General features: G+C 65.8%; 20 protein-coding genes and 1 tRNA gene. 5 read left to right on the plus strand and 16 right to left on the minus strand.

The annotated features are described in order from the left end of the window. Positions 1–1,284: a c-type cytochrome gene (locus R2669_RS20975; protein ID WP_316901914.1), complete on the plus strand. Its 1,284-nt coding sequence runs from the start codon at positions 1–3 to the stop codon at positions 1,282–1,284. Between the two features lie 21 nt (positions 1,285–1,305). Here the strand turns inward: R2669_RS20975 and R2669_RS20980 are convergent, their stop codons facing one another. Beyond that, the gene (locus R2669_RS20980) at positions 1,306–3,603 is read right to left on the minus strand and encodes an AsmA family protein (RefSeq protein WP_316901915.1); all 2,298 of its coding nucleotides are present in this window, start codon (positions 3,601–3,603) and stop codon (positions 1,306–1,308) included. 81 nt (positions 3,604–3,684) lie between these two features. Here R2669_RS20980 and tcdA point away from each other — a divergent pair, with 81 nt between their 5' ends. Further along, positions 3,685–4,587, plus strand: a complete 903-nt coding sequence (tcdA, locus tag R2669_RS20985) for a tRNA cyclic N6-threonylcarbamoyladenosine(37) synthase TcdA (RefSeq protein ID WP_316901916.1) — start codon at positions 3,685–3,687, stop codon at positions 4,585–4,587. A 12-nt stretch (positions 4,588–4,599) separates the two neighbouring features. Here the strand turns inward: tcdA and R2669_RS20990 are convergent, their stop codons facing one another. The 4 genes from R2669_RS20990 to trxA all read right to left on the minus strand — a co-directional run bounded on the left by R2669_RS20990 (position 4,600) and on the right by trxA (position 7,039). Then, entirely contained in the window at positions 4,600–4,923 is a 324-nt protein-coding gene (locus R2669_RS20990) for a thioredoxin family protein (RefSeq protein ID WP_004629440.1), read from the minus strand. A gap of 97 nt (positions 4,924–5,020) precedes the next feature. Next, positions 5,021–5,437: a bacteriohemerythrin gene (locus R2669_RS20995; protein WP_316888216.1), complete on the minus strand. Its 417-nt coding sequence runs from the start codon at positions 5,435–5,437 to the stop codon at positions 5,021–5,023. Positions 5,438–5,518: 81 nt separating this feature from the next. After that, on the minus strand, positions 5,519–6,184 hold the full coding sequence (locus R2669_RS21000; protein WP_316901917.1) for a DsbA family protein: 666 nt from the start codon (positions 6,182–6,184) through the stop codon (positions 5,519–5,521). 9 nt (positions 6,185–6,193) lie between these two features. Further along, positions 6,194–7,039, minus strand: a complete 846-nt coding sequence (trxA, locus tag R2669_RS21005) for a thioredoxin (protein ID WP_316901918.1) — start codon at positions 7,037–7,039, stop codon at positions 6,194–6,196. A 212-nt stretch (positions 7,040–7,251) separates the two neighbouring features. Here trxA and R2669_RS21010 point away from each other — a divergent pair, with 212 nt between their 5' ends. Then, positions 7,252–8,958: a long-chain fatty acid--CoA ligase gene (locus R2669_RS21010; protein WP_316901919.1), complete on the plus strand. Its 1,707-nt coding sequence runs from the start codon at positions 7,252–7,254 to the stop codon at positions 8,956–8,958. A 39-nt stretch (positions 8,959–8,997) separates the two neighbouring features. Here the strand turns inward: R2669_RS21010 and R2669_RS21015 are convergent, their stop codons facing one another. The 5 genes from R2669_RS21015 to R2669_RS21035 form a co-directional block, all read right to left on the minus strand. Beyond that, positions 8,998–9,792: an ankyrin repeat domain-containing protein gene (locus R2669_RS21015; RefSeq protein WP_316888210.1), complete on the minus strand. Its 795-nt coding sequence runs from the start codon at positions 9,790–9,792 to the stop codon at positions 8,998–9,000. A gap of 11 nt (positions 9,793–9,803) precedes the next feature. Next, a complete protein-coding gene (locus R2669_RS21020; protein WP_316901920.1) occupies positions 9,804–10,553 on the minus strand; it encodes a gamma-glutamylcyclotransferase in 750 nt (249 codons plus the stop codon). Positions 10,554–10,689: 136 nt separating this feature from the next. Next, positions 10,690–10,765: transfer RNA gene (locus tag R2669_RS21025), tRNA-Cys, on the minus strand. Positions 10,766–10,828: 63 nt separating this feature from the next. Next, a complete protein-coding gene (locus tag R2669_RS21030) occupies positions 10,829–11,182 on the minus strand; it encodes an FKBP-type peptidyl-prolyl cis-trans isomerase (protein WP_004629425.1) in 354 nt (117 codons plus the stop codon). Between the two features lie 41 nt (positions 11,183–11,223). Then, on the minus strand, positions 11,224–11,775 hold the full coding sequence (locus R2669_RS21035) for a YaeQ family protein (RefSeq protein ID WP_316901921.1): 552 nt from the start codon (positions 11,773–11,775) through the stop codon (positions 11,224–11,226). A 172-nt stretch (positions 11,776–11,947) separates the two neighbouring features. Here R2669_RS21035 and R2669_RS21040 point away from each other — a divergent pair, with 172 nt between their 5' ends. Both R2669_RS21040 and R2669_RS21045 read left to right on the plus strand, forming a co-directional pair. Further along, positions 11,948–14,821 (plus strand): DUF2339 domain-containing protein, encoded by a 2,874-nt coding sequence (locus R2669_RS21040; protein WP_316901922.1) that lies wholly within the window; start codon positions 11,948–11,950, stop codon positions 14,819–14,821. Continuing rightward, positions 14,818–16,140 carry a DUF3999 domain-containing protein gene (locus R2669_RS21045; protein WP_316901923.1) on the plus strand — a complete coding sequence of 441 codons (1,323 nt, stop codon included), beginning with the start codon at positions 14,818–14,820 and terminating at the stop codon, positions 16,138–16,140. Before R2669_RS21040 ends, R2669_RS21045 begins: the two co-directional genes overlap by 4 nt. 66 nt (positions 16,141–16,206) lie before the next feature. On the opposite strand, the gene R2669_RS21050 is transcribed toward R2669_RS21045, so the two are convergent. The 6 genes from R2669_RS21050 to R2669_RS21075 form a co-directional block, all read right to left on the minus strand. Beyond that, a complete protein-coding gene (locus R2669_RS21050) occupies positions 16,207–16,590 on the minus strand; it encodes an MAPEG family protein (protein ID WP_316874140.1) in 384 nt (127 codons plus the stop codon). An 88-nt stretch (positions 16,591–16,678) separates the two neighbouring features. Further along, positions 16,679–16,900 (minus strand): RNA-binding S4 domain-containing protein, encoded by a 222-nt coding sequence (locus R2669_RS21055; RefSeq protein WP_316901924.1) that lies wholly within the window; start codon positions 16,898–16,900, stop codon positions 16,679–16,681. A 37-nt stretch (positions 16,901–16,937) separates the two neighbouring features. After that, entirely contained in the window at positions 16,938–17,501 is a 564-nt protein-coding gene (locus R2669_RS21060; protein ID WP_316901925.1) for a YceI family protein, read from the minus strand. 44 nt (positions 17,502–17,545) lie between these two features. Further along, positions 17,546–19,297, minus strand: coding sequence for a glutamine--tRNA ligase/YqeY domain fusion protein (locus R2669_RS21065; protein WP_147218168.1), 1,752 nt, complete (start codon positions 19,295–19,297; stop codon positions 17,546–17,548). Between the two features lie 62 nt (positions 19,298–19,359). Next, positions 19,360–20,382: a lipase secretion chaperone gene (locus R2669_RS21070; RefSeq protein WP_316901926.1), complete on the minus strand. Its 1,023-nt coding sequence runs from the start codon at positions 20,380–20,382 to the stop codon at positions 19,360–19,362. 67 nt (positions 20,383–20,449) lie between these two features. Further along, the gene (locus tag R2669_RS21075; RefSeq protein WP_316901927.1) at positions 20,450–21,448 is read right to left on the minus strand and encodes a lipase family alpha/beta hydrolase; all 999 of its coding nucleotides are present in this window, start codon (positions 21,446–21,448) and stop codon (positions 20,450–20,452) included. Positions 21,449–21,619 lie beyond the last annotated feature (171 nt).

The following is a 21,619-nucleotide window of genomic DNA, read 5'->3' on the forward strand; positions in this document are numbered from 1 at the left end:
ATGAAAACGATCGCTTCTTTCTCGCTGCTGTTGCTGACCGGCCTGGTGGCCAATGCGTGGGCGAAGGACACCCCGGCCGACACCGCGCAGCTCAAACGCGGCGAATACCTCGCCATTGCGGCGGACTGCGCGGCCTGCCATACGGCGCCCGGCGGCAGGCCCTTTGCCGGCGGCTTGCCGATGCAGATTCCGATGCTGGGCACCATTTACAGCAGCAACATCACGCCCGATGAGAAAACCGGCATCGGCAAATGGACCTACGAAGAATTCGAGCGCGCCGTGCGCAAGGGCGTGGACGACGACGGCAACAACCTGTATCCGGCCATGCCGTATCCGTCGTACGCAAAGATCAGCGATGCGGACATGCGCGATCTTTACGCGTACTTCCGCAACGGTGTGACGGCCGTTCAGAACGACCCGCCACAAAGCACGATCCGCTGGCCGCTGAACATGCGCTGGCCGCTCAAGCTGTGGAACCTCATCTTCCTCAAGAGCGAGCCGTACGTTCCGAAGGCCGACAAGTCGCCGACATGGAATCGCGGTGCGTACCTCACGCAGGGCCTGGCGCACTGCGGCACGTGCCATACACCGCGCGGTTTTGCCATGCAGGAGAAGGCGCTGGACGAGCGCGGCAGCGGCTATCTGGCAGGCTCGACGCTCGCGGGCTGGACGGCGTTCAACATCACTTCGGACCCGACGAGCGGCATCGGCGCATGGAAGCCCGAACAGCTCGTGCAATACCTGCGCACCGGCAGCGTGCCCGGCGTTGCACAGGCTGCGGGCCCGATGGGCGAAGCGGTGCAGCACAGCTTTTCGAAGATGACGATGCAGGACGTCCAGGCCATCGCCGAATATCTACGGACGGTGCCTGCCGTGAGCAACAACCTCGAGCGCGCACGGCAGGATTGGGGCAAGCCCGCCACCGATGTGACGACGCTGCGCGGCAAGCCCATCGAGACCACCATCGACGCTGCGCGCCTGTATCTCGGCAATTGCGCCACCTGTCACCAGGCCGATGGACGTGGCACGCCCGATGGTTACTATCCGCCGCTGCTGCACAACTCCACGGTTGGCACGCGGGACACGACCAATCTCGTGCAGGTCATTCTGTTTGGCATTGAGCGCAAAGCGGGCGACCGGCACATCGGCATGCCGGCATTTGGACGCGAGCTATCGAACGAACAGCTGGCTGCGCTAACGAACTACGTCACGCGCCAGTTTGGCGACCCCGCCACACCGGCGGTGACCGCGGAAGCCATCGCCAAGCGGCGCTCAGCCAAGTAGCGCCACCATGCCGGCGGCAAGTCAGCCGCCGGTGGTCAGCGGATCCCGCGACGCGGGCGCGGCCGGGCGGGCTGCAGGACGCTGGGGCGCCGCCGTCTTGCCCGCGTCAGGTTGTGTCGATTTCAACTCGCCTTCCGGCGTGCGCCCCGGCTTCTTGCTGCGATACGTCTGGCCTGGCGGCGGCGCGGTGGGGCGCTGGCGAACATCGGCGAGCAGCCTGCCGCAGGCGCTCTCCGGTGCAGGTTTGAGTTCCAGCACCGGCAGTACCGCCGCCGCCGGCGCCGTCAAAGCCAGGGCCACCGCTCCGCCTGCCCGCAGCGCCACGACCGCCGGATTGACTGACACATCCGGGTGCTTGTACGTGCCCCTCACATACAGCGGCGTGCGCAGCGAAAACACGCGGAGCCCCTTCGAATCGGGATGGATGGTGAAGTCCAGCGCTTCCTGCTTGAAGCTCGTTGCGCCGGTCACATCGATGACGGCATCCTGCGTATCCACCACGAACGTGCGCGCCTGCGCCAGGCCGTTGCTCACGGCAAAGTCCCCGGCCGCGCAGTTGATCGTGACCTGCTTGTCGCCGAAGAGCTTGGTCAGGATCACGTTGCCGACGTTCAGCCCCATGGCCTCCAGGATGAACTTGCTGATGGTGCCTTGTTCCACCAGGATTTTCACCTCGCCGTTGGACGAACCGAGCAGCGCCGCCACCGAGTTGCCCGTGGCCGAGAGCCGGGCATCGCCGTTGATCTCACCCACGCTTGCGCGCACCGATTCGATCTTCGGAAACAGTTGCTTGATCTTGAAGTGTCGTGCCGCCAATGCCGCGCGGGCCTGCATGGGCGTGGCGTGTCCGTCGAGCTGGATGTTGGACGCGAGCGTGCCGCCCGCAATCCCAAAATTGAGCGGATCGAGCGTGAGCACCGCGTCCTGCAGCTTGATGTGCGTAACGAGGTGGTTGATCGGCAGGTCGGCAGTCTGGACGATGCGCTCGCCGGTGAACTTCACGTCCGCGTCGATGGCGTTCCAGCGATCGGTGCGGAACGGTTCGACCGGCAAGACCTTGTCGGGCGGCTGGCGCACAGTTTTACCGTCGTCGGGGTCGGCGCTTGGGTCGGCCCGCTTGGCCTTGCTGGCATTGGAGTCGGCACCGATGATCGGGGCCAAGTCAGCAAACAGCAATTGATGGGAGACCAGTTCGCCGGTCAATTGCGGACGCGGCTCGCGCATCGCATAAGTGAGCGTGCCGCCCAGATCGGAACCGCCCACGCGTCCCGTGAATTTCTCGTAGCGCCACGTCGACCCTTGCTTGCGCAGTTCGCCGATCAGGCGGCCCCGCGTGTCAAACGGCGGCGTATCGGGCAGCACCACGCCGGTCAGCGGATACAACTGCGCCATGCTTGCGCCCGATAAGTGCAGACGCAAATCGAGCGCCGTCAGGCTGGCAGGGTTGGTGAGCGTGCCAGCCAGGTCGATGCGCGTCTTGCCCACCGTCACATCAGCCTGCAGAGGGTAGGGCCGTTGTGCATCCTGCAGCCGCAGCACGCCGCCGGCCTTGCCGCTGCCGGCAATGGCGGCGTTGTTGTAGGTGCCTTTGACCGTCCACGCGATGCCGTAAGGCTGCTGGGGGTCCGGCGCCACCGGTGTTTGCGCTGCGGTGTCGGAAGCGGCTGCGCCCGAAGCAGCCGGCACCTTGGCGGGCTGGTCCGCGCTTTTGACGAGGGTGCCGTTGGCCGCGGTGTACAGCGCCTGATTGTCGACGGTGTCAATGGTTGCGGTCAGGTGGATGCGCTTGATGTCGTCGTCCAGCGCCAGCGAGCCCTTGCTGAATGCAATCTCCCGCAAATCCAGTTTCCAATCCGAAGGTTTTTTGTCGTCGCCCTCGCTGCCCGCCAGCTTGAATGTCCAGTTGTTGCGGTTCTGCTTGTCGCGCTCCAGCGCAATGGCGGGCGTGTCCAGTGTCACGCTCGGGATGACGATGCGATGTGCCAGCAGCGGCAGCGCTTCCAGCACAAACGTGAGCTGGCGGATGGTGGCCACGTGCGGTTGCTTGGCCCAGTCCGGATTGCCGACGGTGATGTCATTGGCGATCAATCGCGGCCACGGCACATACGCGCGCCAGCCGGATTCGCCCTGAGGTTTCTTCCACGTGAGGATCAGATCGCCGTTGATGGCAAAGGGGCGCCCGATGGCTTGCGAGACGCGGTCATTCAGATAGGGTCTCGCGCGGTTCCAGTCGAACGTCAGCACAAAGATGACCGCCGCTGCCACGATGACGACGGGTGTGATGACCAGTCCGAGGGCGAGTTTGCCGGATGTACGCATCGTGTTTTTGTTGGTATTGGCACAAAAATGCGACCGCACGCGTTGATATATAGTTCGGCGCAACCACGATTCAATTGTGTCATGAGCCAAGTAGCAATCAGCGCGCCCGCGCACCCGCCCATCCTCGATGATGAATACGCACGCCGGTTTGGCGGTGTCGCCCGGCTGTATGGTCCGCAGGCGCTTGAACGCTTTGCGGCGGCGCACGTGTGCGTGATCGGCATCGGCGGTGTCGGGTCGTGGGTGGCTGAGGCGGTGGCGCGCTGCGGTATCGGCAAGTTCACGCTGATCGACCTCGATCACATTGCCGTGTCCAACACCAACCGCCAGATTCACGCGCTGGGTGACGCGTATGGCATGGCCAAGGTCGACGCCATGGCCGAGCGCATCCTCCAGATCAATCCGCGCGCAGAAATCAGCCGCATCGACGACTTCGTGACCGTCGAAAACGTCGAGGCATTGCTTGGCCACCCGTTCGATTACGTGATCGACGCCATCGATGCGGTGAAGGTAAAGACGGCGATCATCGCGTTCTCCAAACGCACCGGCAAACGCGTCGTGACATGCGGCGCTGCCGGTGGTCAGCTGGACCCGACGCGCATTCGCGTGACCGACCTCTCGCGCACGATTCAAGACCCGCTGCTGGCCAAGGTGCGCGGCAACCTGCGTCGCCAGCACGGCTTTTCGAAGAACCCGAAGTCGCGTTTCGGCATCGACGCGGTGTTCTCCGACGAGCCGCTGCGCTACCCCGAACCTGAGCAGCAGGCATGCGCCGTCGAGTTGCCCGTCGAGTCCAGCCACGCCGGCATCGACGACCTTGCAGCGGCGGGCGACATTGCCGTGGTCAACGCGCCGCCCACACCGCAGCCTGCGCAGGGGCCGCAGGGCCTGGCATGCGCGGGGTTTGGTTCGTCCGTATGCGTGACGGCGGTGTTCGGGATGGTGGCCGCCTCAACGGCGCTGCGCGCGATCGCCGGTGTGTGACGGCGTGCTGCCTTATCGCGGGATGACCTGATCCAGCTTCTCGCGAATGGTGTCGGCATACACGCCCGACCACCCGTCTCGCGGCTGGCTGTTGGCAAAGACCACAAAACCAGGCATGACCGACACGCCGTATCGATCGGCGGTGTGCTGGTTTTCGTCGAAGTCCATGGTGACGAAGGTGGCGCGTCCTGCGTAGCTCGATTCCATCTGTTCAAGGCTGGCCACGGCGGACTGGCTCGGGTGGCTCCACTCCGCGGCAAAGCACACCACCACCGGGTTGCGTTGCGAGGCGTCGATCACATCGGATTGAAACGAGGCATCGTTGACGGTCTTCATGGGCGCTCCCAGGGTGGAGTGGACGCCCGCGCAACGAAGGCCTGCGGGCAGGGCCACTTCGACTCTAGGCAGCGGACCGCCGGTCCACAACCCGCGTTCAGTCGACGTGCTCGATGTTGCGCATTGGGTTGCCCGTTTGCGCCAGATACGTCGTCATCATGCGGTCCATCACGTCGACATGCTGGGCGAACCACTCAGGCAATTCCGCCACTAGGCGGCGGCCCAGCTCCATTTCCCCTGCAGCGGCGCGCTTGCGCACTTCGCGGCACAGCGCGAGCACATTGTCGTGTTCGCCGCGGTGGCAGTGGCGCGGGGGAAAATCCGATTCGTCCATCCATGCATTCTCTTCGCCGAAATGGTGCTCGGTGTGGTCGATGAATGCATCGAGCGCGGGGATGAATTCGGCGTCCGAAGCATCGGCAACGGCGTTCAGCAACGCACAGAATTCGACGTGGTTGGCGTCGGTGGCGGCGTCTCCGAGTTGGAGCGCTTCCGACCATTCGATCACGGGCATGGCAGGCTGGGAAATTGGATGGGCGAGGCGATCAGCTTAAGCGACGCACACCGCGCCGCAGTTTGACGACGGGCAAACCTGTTAGCCGGCGTCCGGGGCGGGATGCTGCTGCAGCACTTCCACTGCCCGCGCATAGAGCGCCACCGATGGCGCATAGCCACGCCCGATCTGGTACAGCGTGCCGCCTTGCTCGGCCAGCAGGCTGGGGAAGCCGTTGATGCCCCAACGGCGGGAGAGGCGGAAGTCTTCGCGTGTTTCGTTGCGCAGCGCATCCGTGTCGAATACGGCATCGAAGTGGTCCGCCTCGACGCCATTGGCGAGCGCAACGTCGCGCAGTACGTCGGCTTGTGTGGTGTCGCGCCCTTCAGCGTAGAAAGCGTGCTGGATCGCGTGAAAGACGGTCAGCACGCGTTCATCGTCCTCGGCCCAGTGTTCGCGCGCCATGACGACGGCGCGGCAGGCGGGCTCGGTATCGTAGACGAAGCCTTCGCGGCGCATGGCCACTTCAGGTGACTGATCGAACGGCATGCCGCTGCGCTCGGCCACGGCATGCCAGTGGTGGAGGATTTCGTCGCGCTTGTCGGCCGCCATCGGCTCGCGCTGGCCCGGCCGCAGGCCGCCGGTGATGAGCGTGACGGGCACTTGCGCGCCCAGCGTGTCGGCCAGCCGCTTGCGCAGGTCGGCCAATTGCGGGCCGAAGCCGTAGCACCAGGAACACATCGGATCGGCTACGTAGATCAGTCGCATGACTGCTCCTCAATTCAGTTTGGACGCCAGTTGCCTGCGCCAGTGCGATACCGCCTGCGGCGCGTCGCGCATCATGTCGAATACCGAGACCATCGTCTTGCGTGCAACGTCGTCACGGAACGAGCGATCGCGCTCGACGATGGCGAGCAGTTGCTCCAGCGCCGCTTCGTAATCCTGGCCCGCGATGTACTGCTGCGCCAGATCGAGCCGCGCCTGCAGGTTGTCCGGTTGCGCTTCCACGAGAGCGCGGAGGGCGCCGGCATCGGGCAGCGTATCGGCGCGTTCTGTGGCGCTCAGGCGCGTTTGCAGCGGAGCAAAACGTTCGTCTTGCGGCGCCTTCGGAGAGAGCAGCGCGAACTCCTGCTGCGCGGTCTGCACGTCGCCGCTGTCGAGCAGCAGGTTCACCAGCGCAAAGCGCGCGGCGTCGAAGCCGGGGTCGAAGGCCAGGGCGTTCTGGAACGCTTCGCGCGCGTGGGCGGTTTCGCCGGCCTGGCTTGCGGCCAGCCCTTCGCGATAGGCGACTTCTGCGGGTTGCGGAATCACCCGGTCGAGGAACGCGCGCAATTGTGGTTCGGGCAGGACGCCGACGAACTGGTCGACCGGCTTGCCGTCCACGAATGCCACCACGTACGGGATGCTGCGGACATGGAACTGGGCGGACAGCTCGGGGTTTTCGTCCGAGTTGATCTTGGCGAGCTTCCATTTACCGGCGTATTCGGCCTCCAGCTTTTCCAGCATCGGGCCCAATGTGCGGCATGGGCCGCACCATGGTGCCCAGAAATCGACCAATACCGGGATCTGGCGAGAGGTTTCGATCACTTCCTGCGCGAAATTCTGCGAGGTGATGTCGCTCATCGTCGGGGCTCTCCTGAGGGGGCAGATGGCGCCGGCACATCCGCCGGCGAGAGGTATCAGGCATTTTACTTGTGGGTGGGGCAGGCCGTTTCGACGCCGTCTGCCGTTCGTCTGCCCGCCGCAATAACGTATGTCAGAGCAACGGTTGAAAATAGAACGATCGTTCGGATACCATCCGGTAAAAACAACACACAGATTCACGGAGACATGGCATGACACGACCGCACTTCCAGTTCTGGCCCCGACGTTTGCCGCACAACATCAGCTCGCCGCAAACGAGCCTTTGGTACAACCTGGAAGTGTCCGCCCGACGCTATCCGGACAAGGATGCCGTCATCTTCTACGGTCGGCACACGACGTTCCAGGAACTGCACAACGATGCCGTGGCTGTAGCCGGCTGGCTGCAGCAGGTGGCGGGCGTGCAGAAGGGCGACCGGGTGCTGCTGTACATGCAGAACTGCCCGCAGTTCATGGCCGCGTACTACGGCATCCTGCGCGCCGATGCGGTGGTCGTGCCCGTCAACCCGATGAACCGGCCCGAAGAGTTCAAGCACTACGTGACCGATGCCGGCGCTGCCACCGTCATCTGCAGCGCAGATCTGGCCGCCAACGTGACCACGGCCAACGCCGAACTGCCGGAAGCGCAACGGACCAAGCACCTGCTGGTCACGTCGTACGCCGATGCGCTGCCGGCCACCTACGAATATCCCGAAGACGCGCCCCCCGCATGGATCACCGCCCAGCATCCGGCGCAGCCTGGCGCCGTTGCATGGAACGACGTGCTCGCGCAGCGCCTTGTGCCCGGCCCGCACACCGCTGGACCCGACGACCTGGCCGTGATGCCATACACGTCGGGCACGACGGGTTTCCCGAAGGGCTGCATGCACCCGCACCGCACGGTGATGCACAACATCGTCGGCGGTTCGATGTGGTCGAACGGGACGAAGGAGGGCGTGAGCCTGTCGATCATCCCGTTGTTCCATGTGACCGGCATGCAGTACGGCATGAATGCGCCGATCTACATGGGTTCGACGGTCGTGATGCTGCCGCGCTGGGATCGCGAGGTGGCGGGGCGGCTGATCTCGCGCTACAAGATCACGCATTGGACGAACATCCCGACCATGGTGATCGACTTCCTGGCGAGCCCCCAACTGGCCGAGTTCGACCTGTCGAGCCTCGCCTACATCGGCGGCGGCGGCGCGGCGATGCCGCAGGCCGTGGCCGAGCGCCTGCTGAAGGATTTCAACCTAGCGTACCAGGAAGGCTACGGCCTGTCGGAGACCATCGCGCCGACGCACAGCAATCCGGCCGATCGCGCCAAGCAGCAGTGCCTCGGCATTCCCGTGTTCAACACCGATGCGCGCATCGTCGATCCGCAGACGCTCAAGGAGTTGCCCCCGGGCGAGGTGGGCGAAATCATTGTCAGCGGCCCGCAGGTATTCCTCGGCTACTGGGGCAAGCCTCAGGCCACCGCCGAGGTCTTCATCGAATTCGAAGGCAAGAAGTTCTTCCGCACGGGCGATCTCGGCAAGATGGACGAAGAGGGCTATTTCTTCCTCACCGACCGGCTGAAACGGATGATCAACGCGTCGGGCTTCAAGGTGTGGCCGGCCGAGGTGGAGAGCCTGCTGTACAAGCATCCCGACGTGCAGGAGGCCTGCATCATCGGCACGCGCGACGCGTATCGCGGCGAGTCGGTCAAGGCGGTGGTGGTGCTCAAGGCCCACGCCAAGGGCAAGACCACCGAAGACGACATCATCAACTGGGCGCGCGACAACATGGCGGCCTACAAGTACCCGCGCGTGGTCGAGTTTGTGGACGCGCTGCCCAAGTCCGGCACGGGCAAGGTGATGTGGCGCACGCTGCAGGAGCAGGAAAACGCAAGGAATGAAGCAGCCGAGAAACCGGCCGCTGCTTAAAGAACGCAGCAAGAGAAAGGGGCCTGAGTGGCCCCTTTTTCAATGCCCGCGCGCCTTGAAGAGCAGTGCGCCGATGCCGTGGAAACCCCGCTGACGCGCATGCCGCATGGGCGTGACGCCACCGCGGTCGGCCAGGTTCGGGTCCGCTCCGCCGTCGAGCAGCAGCTGCACGGTCTTCTCGTATTTGTCACTGCCGTCGCCCAGGGCCACGGCTTCGATCAGCGCGGTCAGGCCGAGGTTGTTGGTGGCATCGGGCGGTACGCCGGCCTTCACGAGTTCATTGACGACTTCGACATAGCCACGGCGCGCGGCCGGGATGAGCGCCGTGTCGCCGTCAGCGTTGGTGGCGCGCAGGTTGGCGCCGTGCGAGAGCGCCAGGCGCACCGTTTCCGCATCGCCCTGGCTGGCAGCGAGCAGGAAGGCGCTGTTCTGCGTGTTGTCCTGCACGTTGACGTCGGCGCCGGCCTGGATGAGCAGGCGTGCCGCCGCACCCATGTGCGCCATGACGGCGGCGATGAGTGCCGTGCGGCCATCGGCGTCGCGCGCCTTGAGGCTGGCGCCTTCAGCCAGCAACGCTTGGATGGCCATCGTGTTGCCGGCCTGTGCGGCGAGGATCAGGTCGCGGTCACGCGTAGCCGGGTCGCTGCGGCGGGCGGGACGTGCGTCGGGCGTGCGTGCCGTGCCGGGGGCCACCTTGGCGCTGGCGCTGGCCGCGACATGCAGGATCGGCAGATGCTGCTCCTGCCACGCGTTGGCCATGTCGCCCACAGCCAGTGCCATCCCCAGCATGACGCCGATAAGCTGGTTGAGCGCGGGATGCGGAGCGATGAGCATGGCGGGCGGGTTCAGGCGCTGAGATAGGGATCGGGCAGCGGCGCGGTGTCGGTTGCGTCCGTTGCGTTGGTTGTGGCGGAGGGGGCGTTTGCCGCATCGGTCGCCTGCAGGCGCGACCACAGGCGGTCCAGATACGGGTCGTGCAGCCCGTTGCTGGCCAGGCCGATCAGCGTGCGCTGCAGGTATTCGCGTGCCGGGCCGTACAGCCCGACCGCGTTCCGCAGGCAGCCGACCACGCGCTCGTCGGGCAGGCGGCCGGCATAGGCTTCGTGCGCACGGTTCATGACAAAGGCCAGCGCCAGAACACGTTTGCCGTTGATCTCGGTCGGCAGCCACCGAGGGAGATACGCGCCGGTCAGCATTTCGCGGCGCCAGAGCACGCGGAATTCATGCTCGGCATGGTCACGCGGTACGCGGAAGGCGACCCCACGGCAGCTGCCGCCACGGTCGAGGCCGAGTACGAGCCCCGGGTTGTCCCAGGTGCCGCGGTTGACGCGGGAGTAGAGATAGAAGCCGCGGTGATAGCCGTGCACCGTGGCGCGTGCGGCCTCGGTGTGGAAAATCATCGGGTTCCAGATGAGGGAGCCGTAGCCGAACACCCAGGCGTCCTGGCAATCGCCGGGCGCGGTCGACAACCGCGCGAGCGTCGATGCAAGCGACGCTTCCAGCGCAGCCTCGGTCAGCAACGACGACGCGACGGGCGAATCACCCAGGGCGGCGCGCAACCGGTTCTGTTCGAGATCCTCTCGGGTGACGGCCATGTCGCAAGCATAGAGCAATCGTTACGAGTGGTCACGCGGGCGGACGGCCGATGGCCCGGAAACAGGGCGTTGCGAGGCTTGGGGGGCGTCTGACTATGGCGCGGCCGCAACGGTGAAGCATGCGGAGCCGAAAAACTGGAGGCGGGGGATCGGAATTGAACCGTCTTATACGGCTTTGCAAGCCGCAGCATTGACCACTCTGCCACCCCGCCTGGGGAGGCGGCTGCGATGCGCCGGGTGACGCATCGCAAGCCGGGGCGGATTCTAGCGCAGGATCAGACTTCCAGCAGGTCGACTTCAAAAAGCAACGTTGCGTTCGGGGGGATCACGCCGCCCGCGCCGCGTGCGCCGTAGCCGAGGGCTGCCGGGATGATCAGCTTGCGCGTGCCGCCGACCTTCATGCCTTGCACGCCTTCGTCCCAGCCCTTGATGACCATGCCGCCGCCCAGGTGGAAGGCGAAGGGGTCGTTACGGTCTTTGCTGGAATCGAACTTCTTGCCGGCCTGGCCGTTTTCATAGAGCCAGCCGGTGTAGTGCACGGTGACGTACTGGCCGGCTGTGGCTTGCGCGCCGTCGCCGACGACGACATCTTCGTATTGCAAGCCGCTTGCGGTGGTTTCGATGGTCATGGTGAGCCTCGTGGAGTGGCGTGGGGGATGGGAAGACAGACTCAGGCAGCGTCTGCGGCCTTGAGCGTTTCAAGCTGGACGTGGACGTTGTCCGCGTCGTTGGCGATCCAGATGTCGCCGTCCTGGATGGTGACCTGCAGACGCATGGTGCGTTCCACCATGGCGGCCAGTGCAGCCACGGTGTCCGCCGCGACTTCGTACACCGACACGTTGGCAAAGCGCGTGATCTTGCTTTCGGTCTGCTGCCACCACACGCGGCTGGCGTTGCCGCTATATGTATAGACGGCGACCTGCTCCGCGCGGTTGCTCGCCTTGCGGATGCGCGTGTCGTCGGGGTTGCCGAGGTCGATCCACAGCTCGATGGCGTCGGTCAGATCGCGCTGCCAGAGTTCGGGCTCGTCGGGCTCCGACAGACCGCGCGTGAAAGCGAGTGTTTCGCTGGCGTGGCGGGCGAAGGCGAGCACGCGCACCATCATGCGTTCGTCGTTCTCGCTCGGGTGGCGGGCGACGGTCAGCGCGTGGTTGGCGTAGTAGTGGCGATCCATGTCGGCGATCTGCAGATCGACCTTGTAGATCGTGGATTTCAGGGCCATGCGGGTGGTCGGCGGATGGGCCGTTTTTGGCAAAGCGCGCATTGTCGCACGGGCCGATGAAGCTGACGGCATCGGCCGGGCGCATTCCCAACGGAGGCTGTTTGCGGTATACGAGCGGTGCGTGCGCTAGTCGGCGCATGTTTTTCCTATCCAAACCAGGACAATCAGAACGATGCGTTGGATATTCGGAATCGTGGGGCTGTTGCTCGGGGGCCTGTCGGGGGGCGTCGTCGGGGCGTTCTTTGGGGCGTTGATCGGTCTGGGACTGGCATCGCTGATCTTGTACATGGACAAGCGGGCCAGTGCGCAGTGGGCCAGTCCGCCCGACGACGCGGGCGCAACGGGCGCGGCGCCGAGCCATGCGGCCACGCAGACAGCCGTGTCGTCGCCGCCCGCGACGCTGCAGGAGCGTGTTGCCCGGCTCGAGCACGAGGTTTCGCTCCTGCGCCGGCAACTGGCCGAAATCAAAGGCGGAACGTTGGTCGCGCCTGCCGATGTGGAGCAGGCAGCCGTAGAGGTGCCACCGGCCGTGGCCGAGGCATTGCCGCCCGTGGAGGCGCCTGCGGTGTCCGTGCCCGTGTCCGTGCCTGCGCCGCAGGTTGCGGTTCCGCAGCCGATGCCTCAACCTGCTGCGCAACCCTCGCCCGTCTTGGCACCGCACGAGCCCGATTGGGTGGAGCGCGCCGTCGGCGCTGCGCGCGACTGGCTGCTGGGCGGCAACAGCGTGGTGCGGGTGGGGATCCTGATCCTGTTCTTCGGCGTGGCGTTCCTGCTCAAGTACGCGGCGGACAACAGCCTGCTGCCGGTTGAATTCCGGCTGGCCGGTGTGGCGGTCGGGGCGATCGCGTTGCTGGGCATCGGCTGGCGCCTGCGCGAGAAGCGCCCGGGCTATGCGCTGGTGCTGCAGGGTGGCGGGGTCGGCGTGCTGTATCTGACGGTGTTTGCAGCGACGCGCGTCGTGCCGCTGCTCAGCCCTGGGATGGCGTTTCCGCTGCTGGTGCTGATTTGCGCGCTGGCCGCCGGGCTGGCCGTCAAGCAGAACGCGCCGGCGCTCGCCTTTACCGGCAGCGCGGGCGGCTTCCTCGCGCCGATTCTGATTTCGACGGGCCAAGGCAGCCACGTGGCGCTGTTCAGCTATTACGCGCTGCTCAACGCCGGCATCTTCGCCATTGCGTGGTTCCGGGCGTGGCGGGCGCTGAATCTGCTTGGCTTCGTCTTTACGTTTGGCATTGCCACGGCGTGGGGCGTGCTGCGCTATCAGCCGTCGTTGCTGGCGAGCACCGAGCCGTTCCTGATCCTCTTCTTCCTGATGTATGTGGGCATTGCGCTGCTGACCGCGCTGCGCCGCCATATCAGCCTCACCAACTACGTTGACGGCACGCTGGTGTTCGGCACGCCGCTGGTGGCGATGGGGTTGCAGGCGGGGCTGGTGCACCACATTCCGTTTGCGATGGCGTGGAGCGCGACCGCACTGGCCGCCTTCTATCTGGCGATTGCGGGCTGGCTGGCGCCCCGGCGCGCGAATCTCGGCCTGCTGTATGAGGCGATGTTCGCGCTGGGCGTGATCTTCATCACGCTGGCGATTCCGCTGGCTTTCGATGGACGCACGACCAGCGCGGTGTGGGCCCTGGAAGGCGCCGCCGTGGTGTGGCTTGGCGTGCGCCAGCAGCGTCGGCTCGCGCTGGCGGCGGGCCTGCTTCTGCAGCTCGCTGCGGGCGCCGCATTTGCCGTGGACGCCGTATTCGACTGGGCCCCGCAGCACAGCTGGGCCGTGCTCAACAGCCGCTATATCGGCGGGGTGTTGATTGCGCTGGCGGGCGTCTTCAGCGGCTGGCGCCTGCACGGCAAGGCGGAGGCGCGTGCGTGGCTGAAGGCGGCGCCGGTGCTCGGCATTGCTGCGTCGGTGTGGGGCTTGCTGTGGTGGCTCGGCAGCGGCAGCAACGAGATTGATCGCTGGGCCTGGCGCATCGCCACCAAGACCGTCGACCGGCCGGACATTCCGCTGTACGCCGCCTTTGCCGTGCTGACGGCATGGGCTGCACACGGCCTGCGCCGCAAGCTCGATTGGGCACTGGCCGAGTGGCCCGCGCTGGCGTTGTCGCCGGTGCTGGCGCTGATTTCACTGGCTGCGATCGAACATTGGGTGCCGTCACCGCTGGCCGGTTGGGGCGGACCGGTGTGGATTGCCGCCGTGGTGCTCGCCTTCGTGCTGCTGCGCCGCCAGGAACGCGACGTGAAAGACAACCTCCTCGCGCCGCTGCATACCGTCCTGTTCTGGCTGATCTGCGGCGTACTGGCCACGGAAGGCTACTGGCGCCTCGACGCCTACGTGCCCGAGGGCACGTGGAGCTTCGCCGCCTGGGCCTATGCCTACGGCGCGTTGCTCGCCCTGCTGGCAGGCGCAGGCTGGCGCATCCGCTGGCCGATTGCCCGTTTCGAGCGCGCCTACCTGCTGTGGGGCGCCGCACCGCTGGCGGCCCTGCTGTGGCTGTGGAGCCTGGCGAGCGCCGCCAGCGACGGCAATGCCGCGCCGCTGTTCTACCTGCCGATTCTCAACCCGCTGGACGTGGCGCAACTGCTGGTGTTCCTCGCCATCGCGCTGTGGATGCGTCGCGTGGCGCTGCAGAAGCTCGTGCCCGAGCCGATGGTGATCGGCTACGCCATCGGCGCGACGCTCTTTATCTGGGCCAACGCTGTGCTGCTGCGCACGCTGCACCATTGGGCGCATGTGCCGTACACGCTGGACGATCTCGGTGCCTCGATGCTGGTGCAGGCGTCGCTGTCGATGTTCTGGACGGTGCTGGCGTTGGCGGTGATGGTGTTTGCCACGCGGCGCGCCAGCCGCGCGCTGTGGTTTACCGGCGGGGCGCTGCTGGGCGTGACGGTGGTCAAGCTGTTCCTGTTCGACCTGTCACGCGTCACGGGTGTCGAGCGCATCGTGTCGTTTATCGGGATTGGCGTGCTGCTGTTGTTGATCGGCTATCTGTCGCCTTTGCCGCCAAAGCCCAAAACCAGCGCCCAAGCTGAAACCGGGGAGGTTCTGTGAAGAAGGTTGCTTTTGCGATGGCCGTGGCGTCGCTGTTGTCTGCGCCGGCCTGGGCCGAGCGCTTTGCGTTGACCGGCACGCCCGGCGCCCCGTACTACGCCGTCACGCTCAGCGAAGACGTCTATGCCCATGCGCGCGAGGCCAATCTGGCCGACCTGCGCATCCTCAATGGCGACGGCGAGCCCGTGCCGTTCACCGTCGACATCCCGCGTGATCCCGCGCCGCAGGCGCGCACGCTGCACGACGTGCACTGGTTTGCCACGCCCATCGATGATGCGCAGACGCCCGGCGCCGCCGGTGTCGTGCTCGGCACCGACGGCGTGCTGCGTGCAACCGGCGTGCAGCCATCACAGGCGTCTGTGCGCGCATGGGTCGTCGACCTCAGCCAGCTTCGGGACACGGTGACCGCGCTGGTCGTGGCGCTGCCCGCTGCGGAATTCCAGAGCGGCGTGAGCGTGCAGGCCAGCGATGACTTGCAGCACTGGAGCCAGGTCGCCCAGGCCACGCTGTTCCGCCTGTCCAACCAGGGCAGCACGCTGGTGCAGGATCGCATCGAGTTCACCGGGCTGCGGGCGAAATACCTGCGCCTGACGTGGCAGGGCAAGCCGCCTGCGCCGGATGCCGTCCGCGCGGAGGTGGCTGCCGGCGCGCCGGTCGCGTTGGCGGACAGCGCCATTCAGTGGCGCTCCGGCCTGACGCCGGCGCAGACGCCCGCTGCCGGCGATTACCAGTTCGATACCGGCGGCGTGTTCCCGGTCGAACGCGTGAAGATCCATCTGCCGCAGGCCAACACCGTCGCGCAGGCCACGCTGTACGCGCGTGCCGATGCGCACGCGCCGTGGCGGCCTGTGACGTCTGCGCGCCTGTTCCGGCTGGCTGGGGCGGACGGGAAGGGCGAACAGGAGAGCGCAGCCATCACCGTGCCTGCCACGGGCGAGCGCTACTGGCGCCTGCAGGTCGACACGCGCAGCGGCGGCCTGGGTGCCGGCGCGCCGCAATTGGCGATTGGCTGGCGTCCGGCCACGGTCACCTATGCGGCGCGCGGCAATGTGCCGTTCATGCTGGCGGTGGCTGAAGTGGCGCGCGGCAATCCGATCGCACGCGCGGATTTGCTGGCGGGTGCGTCGCCCGCCATTGCGCAGGCACAGATCGGCGCGATGAGCGATTCGCCTGCCGACGCGCTCACGGCGGAGCCGCCGGGTGGCCGCAAGCGGCAGTGGGTGCTGTGGGGCGCGCTGTTGGCCGCGGTGGCAGTGCTGGGCGGCATGGCCTGGCGGTTGTTCCGCGCGCCGTCCGTGCCGCCGGATGCTTCGACGTAATCCGCATCGCTCAAAGAAAACGGCGCCACTTGGGGCGCCGTTTTTTTAGGGGGGCAGAGCGGTTGCTCAGTGCACGAAGGCCGGCTGGACAAACAGCGCAACGCACAGGGCAAAGCCTGCAAACCACATCAGCGAACGCAGCGGCGCCCAGTCGGCGAGATAGCACACCGTGTACAGCACGCGCACCACGATGAACGCGATGGCCAGCAGGTTGATGCGGTCGATCACGCCGCCGCCCAGGATGGCCACCAGCACAGCCACCGCAAAGAACGGGAACGCTTCAAAGTGGTTCTGCTGTGCGGCTCCGGCGCGGCCTGCTATGCCGCTTTGCTGTGCGAGCCACGCGCGCGGGTTGCGATTGTCGTACCGCGGGCCTTTGGCCTTGGCGATGCCGACGCACACGATCGGCAACACCGCGGCAACCAGAACGCACCAGAGGGCGATCGGCATGGTCAGTCTCCTGGATGTGGATGGGTATGAAGGTGTCGCACCGTAGCACAAGGTGCGTTTTCAAACACCTGAGGCGCTGGTCGATGCGTCAGTCGGCGCCCTGTACGGCAATGCGCACATCCCCGAGCATGACGACCTGGCCCGCGCGAATCTTGGCGGTCTTGCGCAGTTCCAGCTGGCCGTCCACCGTGACCGCTCCGTCGGCGACAACCGCCTTGCCGGCGCCGCCGCTGTCCACCACGCCGGTGAGCTTGAGCAGCTTGTGCAGCTCGATGTATTCGGTGGTCAGGGCGAAATCAATATTGGGCATGAATGGATTGCGGGTGATTGCGAGGGTTGTTGCGAGTTTATTGAGGCGTGGCTTCCACGCTGATGTCGATGTCGACGCGGTCGCCCACATCGGGCAGGAAGCGCGTCATGCCGAAGGCGCTGCGGGCAATGGCGAGGTGGAAATCACCGCCGCAGACGTGGCGTGTGCTCCGGGGCATCTTTTCTTCGCCGCAACTGAAGCGGCGCACGTCTAGCCGCACAGGCTGCGTCACGCCGTGAAGCGTCAGCTTGCCTTCGATGGCGACAAGCTTGCCGCCCTCCACGACAAAGCGGTCGCTGCGCAGGCGGATGACCGGAAACTTCGCAGCGTCGAGGAACTGCTCCGATTTCAGCACGCCATCCAGCACGCGCAGGCGCGTGTTGATGGAGTCGGCATCGACCGTGAAATCGAAGCCGCCCTGGCTGGTGCTTTCATCGAAGTTGATGGCGCCGTCGATCTTGTCGAAACGGCCGCGCATCGTGCTGCGATCGAAGTGCGATGCGCCGAAGTAGACCGACGTGTGGGCCAGGTCCGGCGCGAATGAGGCGGCGAAGGCGGGAGCGCAGAGCAGCCCCGCCAGCAATACGATCCATGCACGCATGATGCCTCCGTTGTCAGAGGCCCATGGCGTGCATGGGCCTGTGCTTACTTGCCCCAGCTGTCCTTCAGGCCAACCACGCGATTGAACACGGGCTTGCCTGGTTGCGAGTCGATGCGGTCTGCCACGAAGTAGCCATGGCGCTCGAACTGGAAGCGGTCTTCCGCCTTGGCCGTTGCGAGCGTCGGCTCCAGGTAGGCCGTGACGATCTTCTTGGAGTGCGGGTTGAGCGCATCCAGGAAGTTCTTGTCGCCCGAATCCGGCTGCGGGTCGCTGAAGAGGCGGTCGTACAGGCGCACTTCGGCTTCCAACGCATGTGCGGCGCTCACCCAATGGATGTTGCCCTTCACCTTGACGCTGTCAGCACCCGGCGTGCCACTCTTCGTGTCCGGAATGATGTTGGCGTGCACGGCGGTGATGTTGCCGGCGGCATCCTTGTCGCAACCGGTGCATTCGATCACATAGCCGTAGCGCAGGCGCACCTTGTTGCCCGGGAAGAGGCGGAAGTAGCCCTTGGGCGGCGTCTCGGTAAAGTCCTCGCGCTCGATCCACAGCTCGCGCGTGAGGGGGAATTCGCGGCGGCCGAGTTCAGGCTGCTTGGGGTGCACGGGCGCCGAGCACGGCTCGTTGAAATCGGCCGGCACGTTGTCGAGCACCAGCTTGACCGGGTCCAGCACGGCCACCGAACGCGGTGCACGCGCATCGAGGTCGTCGCGCACGGCGCCTTCCAGGATGCTCATGTCGATCCAGCTGTCGGCCTTGGACACGCCCACGCGCTCGCAGAAGAGCTGGATCGATTCCGGCGTATAGCCGCGGCGGCGGATGCCAACGAGCGTCGGCATGCGCGGGTCGTCCCAGCCGTCGACGCGCTTTTCCGTCACGAGCTGCAGCAGCTTGCGCTTGCTGGTGATGGCGTAGGTCAGGTGCAGACGTGCGAATTCGTATTGATGCGGCAGGGGGGCAGATAGCACGCCGGCGTCGCGCAGGTGGTCGAGCACCCAGTCGTACAGCGGGCGGTTGTTTTCGAACTCCAGCGTGCAGAGCGAATGCGTGATGTTCTCCAACGCATCGGAAATGCAATGCGTGAAGTCGTACATCGGGTAGATGCACCATGCGTCGCCGGTGCGATGGTGATGCGCATGGCGGATGCGGTACAGCACCGGGTCGCGCATCACGATGTTCGGCGCGGCCATGTCGATCTTGGCGCGCAGCACGTGCTCGCCGTCCTTGTACTTGCCGGCGCGCATGTCGCGGAACAGCGTGAGGTTCTCGTCGACCGAGCGGTCACGGAACGGCGACGGCGTGCCCGGCCTGGTGAAATCGCCCCGGTTGGCGGCGATCTGCTCGGCGCTCTGGCTGTCGACGTAGGCCACGCCGCGCTGGATCAGCACCTCGGCAAAGCCGTAGAGTTGCTCGAAGTAGTCGCTGGCGTAGTACAGATGTTCGCCGCTGGCATCGCTCCACGAATAGCCGAGCCAGTGCACCGCGTCGATGATGGAATCGACGTACTCGGTGTCTTCCTTGACCGGGTTCGTGTCGTCAAAACGCAGGTGGCAGCGGCCGTTGTAATCCTTGGCCATGCCGAAGTTCACCCAGATGCTCTTGGCGTGACCAATGTGCAGGTAGCCGTTGGGCTCCGGCGGAAAGCGGGTGACCACCGGCGGGATCGGCTGGCCGGTGGCGTCCTTGCGATTGGCGTAGGTGCCTTGCGTGAGGTCGCCGTCAATGATCTGGCGCAGGAAGTTGGACGTGGGGGCGGCGGCAGTCGACCCGTTGGCGTTAGCGTTGTCTTGGCTCATGGGAGTGCGTGATTCGGCAATCCCGCGATTTTACCGTGCCGGGCGGTTTACGCCCCCGGACGCTATTTGCGCTGGGCCAGGCCGTCGAGGGCCTGTGCGCGCAACAGCTCATTCGAGGCGGTGAAGGTCTGCTGACGCAGTTGCGCGATTTGGGCTGCCCTATCGGCCTCCGACAGGCCGGCAAAGGCGTTGATGCGATCGCGTTCACGGGTGTAGGCGTCGTAGCGGTTGCGCCAGTCGGCTTCTTCGCGGTTGCCCTGGATCAGGCGGTCGGCCACGAGGCTGTCCACGCCGCGGGCGGACAGGCGCTGGCGCATCTCGGTTTCGCTCATGCCCCGCTTGGTCCATGTTTCCATGTCGCTGGCGAGCTTGAGCGGGGCGGAGGCGTCGCGGCGCGCCTGCTGTACCGATGGCGGGAGATTGGCGTCGATGGCGGCGATCCTGGCAGCGCGCTGTTCCGGCGTGAGCGACGGGTCGGCCATCACAGCGAGGCGGTCGAGCGCGGCGGCGTCCATGGCGTCGTCATCGCCATACCAGGCTTGGGCGACGTCCGCGCCAAGGTATTGGCGGCGCAGCGCGGTACGGTCGCTCGACTGCTGGCGCAGCGTGGCGATCAACTCGGGGCGCTGCTGGACCTGTTCGAGGCTCGGCTTGTTGCGGGTCGCGGCGCCGCTTTGAGCCGCCGCCTTGCGATAGGCCAGGTAGTGCTGCAGCAGCGATTGCGCCTCCGCCAGCGCCGGCGTGATCAGCTTGGCGCGCAGATGGGCCTCGGCCATCGACACACGCTGCGCTTCGGGCAGCGAGGCGGGCACGTCGAGGAAATAGTCGAACACCGCGCGGTTGGCGGCTTCGATGATGAGGTGGCCGCGCGCATCCACATGCAGGCCGTCCGGCGCCTGGGTATCGGCCAGCTCCGGTGCAGGCGCGGCCTGTGCCGAAGGTTCGGCGCCGACACTGCCGATGAAGGCGCCCTTGGCCGCCTGCGGCTGCGATGCCGCAGGCGTTGCCGGTGCGTCCGACGCATGCCACCAGTAGACCCCGCCCGCCATCGACACCGCCACCAGCACGGCGACAACAAACGTCATGGGCTGTATCGATGGCGATTGGGGCTTCATGGTGGCGAATGCCTTGGGTGGTTGAATAGCCGGATGGTCAGAGACCGGCCGTCTTCAGTCGATTGGCTTGCGTGCGGATCACCGCGACCGGGTCGGCCGCGCCCCAGCCGATCAGGCCGAGCAGCTGGTTGACCTCATCCAGGTGATTCCACGCGTAATCGGTCGACAAGACCTGCCCGAACTTCGCGCTGCACACGGAGACGAGCCCGTCGTTCGTTCCCGAGCCACGCGCCTGCATGACGCCGCCGCTGAAAACCAGCACCGGATCAAACAGGTCGAGCACGTTGGTGGCGGTGGAGCGGCCCGTCCACGAATACAGCTTCTGCGCGTTGCCGTTGCGCACGTCGGTGGCGCTGCCGGTGTTGCATCCGCTGGCGAGGCCCGCGCTGGGGAACGCCTTGTTGAAATCGGCCGCGCCCGACGTCGACAGGATATGCAGTGCCGCAAAACCATTCTGTGGATTGCTGTTGCCGTTGAACCAGCCGAGCACCGAGCCGAATACATCGGCGCCGAGGTTCACGAGCGCTTGAAACGGGGCCGGTGTCGACTCCACGAAGTCTGCAAACTCCGAACCCTTGTGAGGCGTGCCGATGGTGGTGACCGAGGCCACGAGGTTTGGCACGACGGCCGCGGCGTAGCGCGAGGTCAGCCCGCCCTGGCTGTGTCCGATCAGATTGACCTTGGCCGCGCCCGTGGTAGCAAGCACGCTGCGGATCTGACTGACGAGCTGCTCGCCGCGCACGGTTTCATCGTTGAAGGCGGAGACATCCGCCACGTAGACGTTGGCGCCATTGGCGCGCAGGTCTTCGGGAATCTGATACCAGTAGTCGACCACGCCGAGGAACTTGCTGGTGCCCGACAGGCCATGCACCAGGACGATCGGGTACTTGGTTGCGGCATAGGTGCTGGCGGCTTGGGCGGGTACGGCGGCACCCAAAGTGAGCATGGATGTGGCCAAGACGGCGGCTGCAGCGTGCGTGCGCAGAAAGTTGCGCGCTGATCCATACAGAGCATGGAGCAGGGTGGTCTGTGACATTCGGTTGTCTCCTGGACATTGGATAGGTGGTCGACCTCTGTGGGCCGATCGCCCTCCGTTATCCGAAGCGCCGCGTCCGACGTCAACTGAAGTGGAGGTTTGGCTCTAATGCTGCGTTGCCGCGTGCGCAAACAAAAACCGGAGGGCGAGCCTCCGGTTTCGTAGGGTGCG

Origin of the sequence: Ralstonia edaphi, assembly GCF_958350185.1 — a bacterium.
Lineage (GTDB): Bacteria > Pseudomonadota > Gammaproteobacteria > Burkholderiales > Burkholderiaceae > Ralstonia > Ralstonia edaphi.

What these genes read in the sequence shown, in the direction of transcription:
- R2669_RS21035 (WP_316901921.1), bottom strand. Translation starts at nt 11,775, where the DNA reads ATGGCCCTGAAATCCACGATCTACAAGGTCGATCTGCAGATCGCCGAC.
- R2669_RS21075 (WP_316901927.1), bottom strand. Translation starts at nt 21,448, where the DNA reads ATGTCACAGACCACCCTGCTCCATGCTCTGTATGGATCAGCGCGCAAC.
- R2669_RS21065 (WP_147218168.1), bottom strand. Translation starts at nt 19,297, where the DNA reads ATGAGCCAAGACAACGCTAACGCCAACGGGTCGACTGCCGCCGCCCCC.
- R2669_RS21010 (WP_316901919.1), top strand. Translation starts at nt 7,252, where the DNA reads ATGACACGACCGCACTTCCAGTTCTGGCCCCGACGTTTGCCGCACAAC.
- R2669_RS20995 (WP_316888216.1), bottom strand. Translation starts at nt 5,437, where the DNA reads ATGCCCGTGATCGAATGGTCGGAAGCGCTCCAACTCGGAGACGCCGCC.
- trxA (WP_316901918.1), bottom strand. Translation starts at nt 7,039, where the DNA reads ATGAGCGACATCACCTCGCAGAATTTCGCGCAGGAAGTGATCGAAACC.
- tcdA (WP_316901916.1), top strand. Translation starts at nt 3,685, where the DNA reads ATGAGCCAAGTAGCAATCAGCGCGCCCGCGCACCCGCCCATCCTCGAT.
- R2669_RS21050 (WP_316874140.1), bottom strand. Translation starts at nt 16,590, where the DNA reads ATGCCGATCGCCCTCTGGTGCGTTCTGGTTGCCGCGGTGTTGCCGATC.
- R2669_RS20975 (WP_316901914.1), top strand. Translation starts at nt 1, where the DNA reads ATGAAAACGATCGCTTCTTTCTCGCTGCTGTTGCTGACCGGCCTGGTG.
- R2669_RS21030 (WP_004629425.1), bottom strand. Translation starts at nt 11,182, where the DNA reads ATGACCATCGAAACCACCGCAAGCGGCTTGCAATACGAAGATGTCGTC.
- R2669_RS20990 (WP_004629440.1), bottom strand. Translation starts at nt 4,923, where the DNA reads ATGAAGACCGTCAACGATGCCTCGTTTCAATCCGATGTGATCGACGCC.
- R2669_RS21020 (WP_316901920.1), bottom strand. Translation starts at nt 10,553, where the DNA reads ATGGCCGTCACCCGAGAGGATCTCGAACAGAACCGGTTGCGCGCCGCC.
- R2669_RS21000 (WP_316901917.1), bottom strand. Translation starts at nt 6,184, where the DNA reads ATGCGACTGATCTACGTAGCCGATCCGATGTGTTCCTGGTGCTACGGC.
- R2669_RS21040 (WP_316901922.1), top strand. Translation starts at nt 11,948, where the DNA reads ATGCGTTGGATATTCGGAATCGTGGGGCTGTTGCTCGGGGGCCTGTCG.
- R2669_RS21055 (WP_316901924.1), bottom strand. Translation starts at nt 16,900, where the DNA reads ATGCCCAATATTGATTTCGCCCTGACCACCGAATACATCGAGCTGCAC.
- R2669_RS21070 (WP_316901926.1), bottom strand. Translation starts at nt 20,382, where the DNA reads ATGACGTTTGTTGTCGCCGTGCTGGTGGCGGTGTCGATGGCGGGCGGG.
- R2669_RS20980 (WP_316901915.1), bottom strand. Translation starts at nt 3,603, where the DNA reads ATGCGTACATCCGGCAAACTCGCCCTCGGACTGGTCATCACACCCGTC.
- R2669_RS21060 (WP_316901925.1), bottom strand. Translation starts at nt 17,501, where the DNA reads ATGCGTGCATGGATCGTATTGCTGGCGGGGCTGCTCTGCGCTCCCGCC.
- R2669_RS21015 (WP_316888210.1), bottom strand. Translation starts at nt 9,792, where the DNA reads ATGCTCATCGCTCCGCATCCCGCGCTCAACCAGCTTATCGGCGTCATG.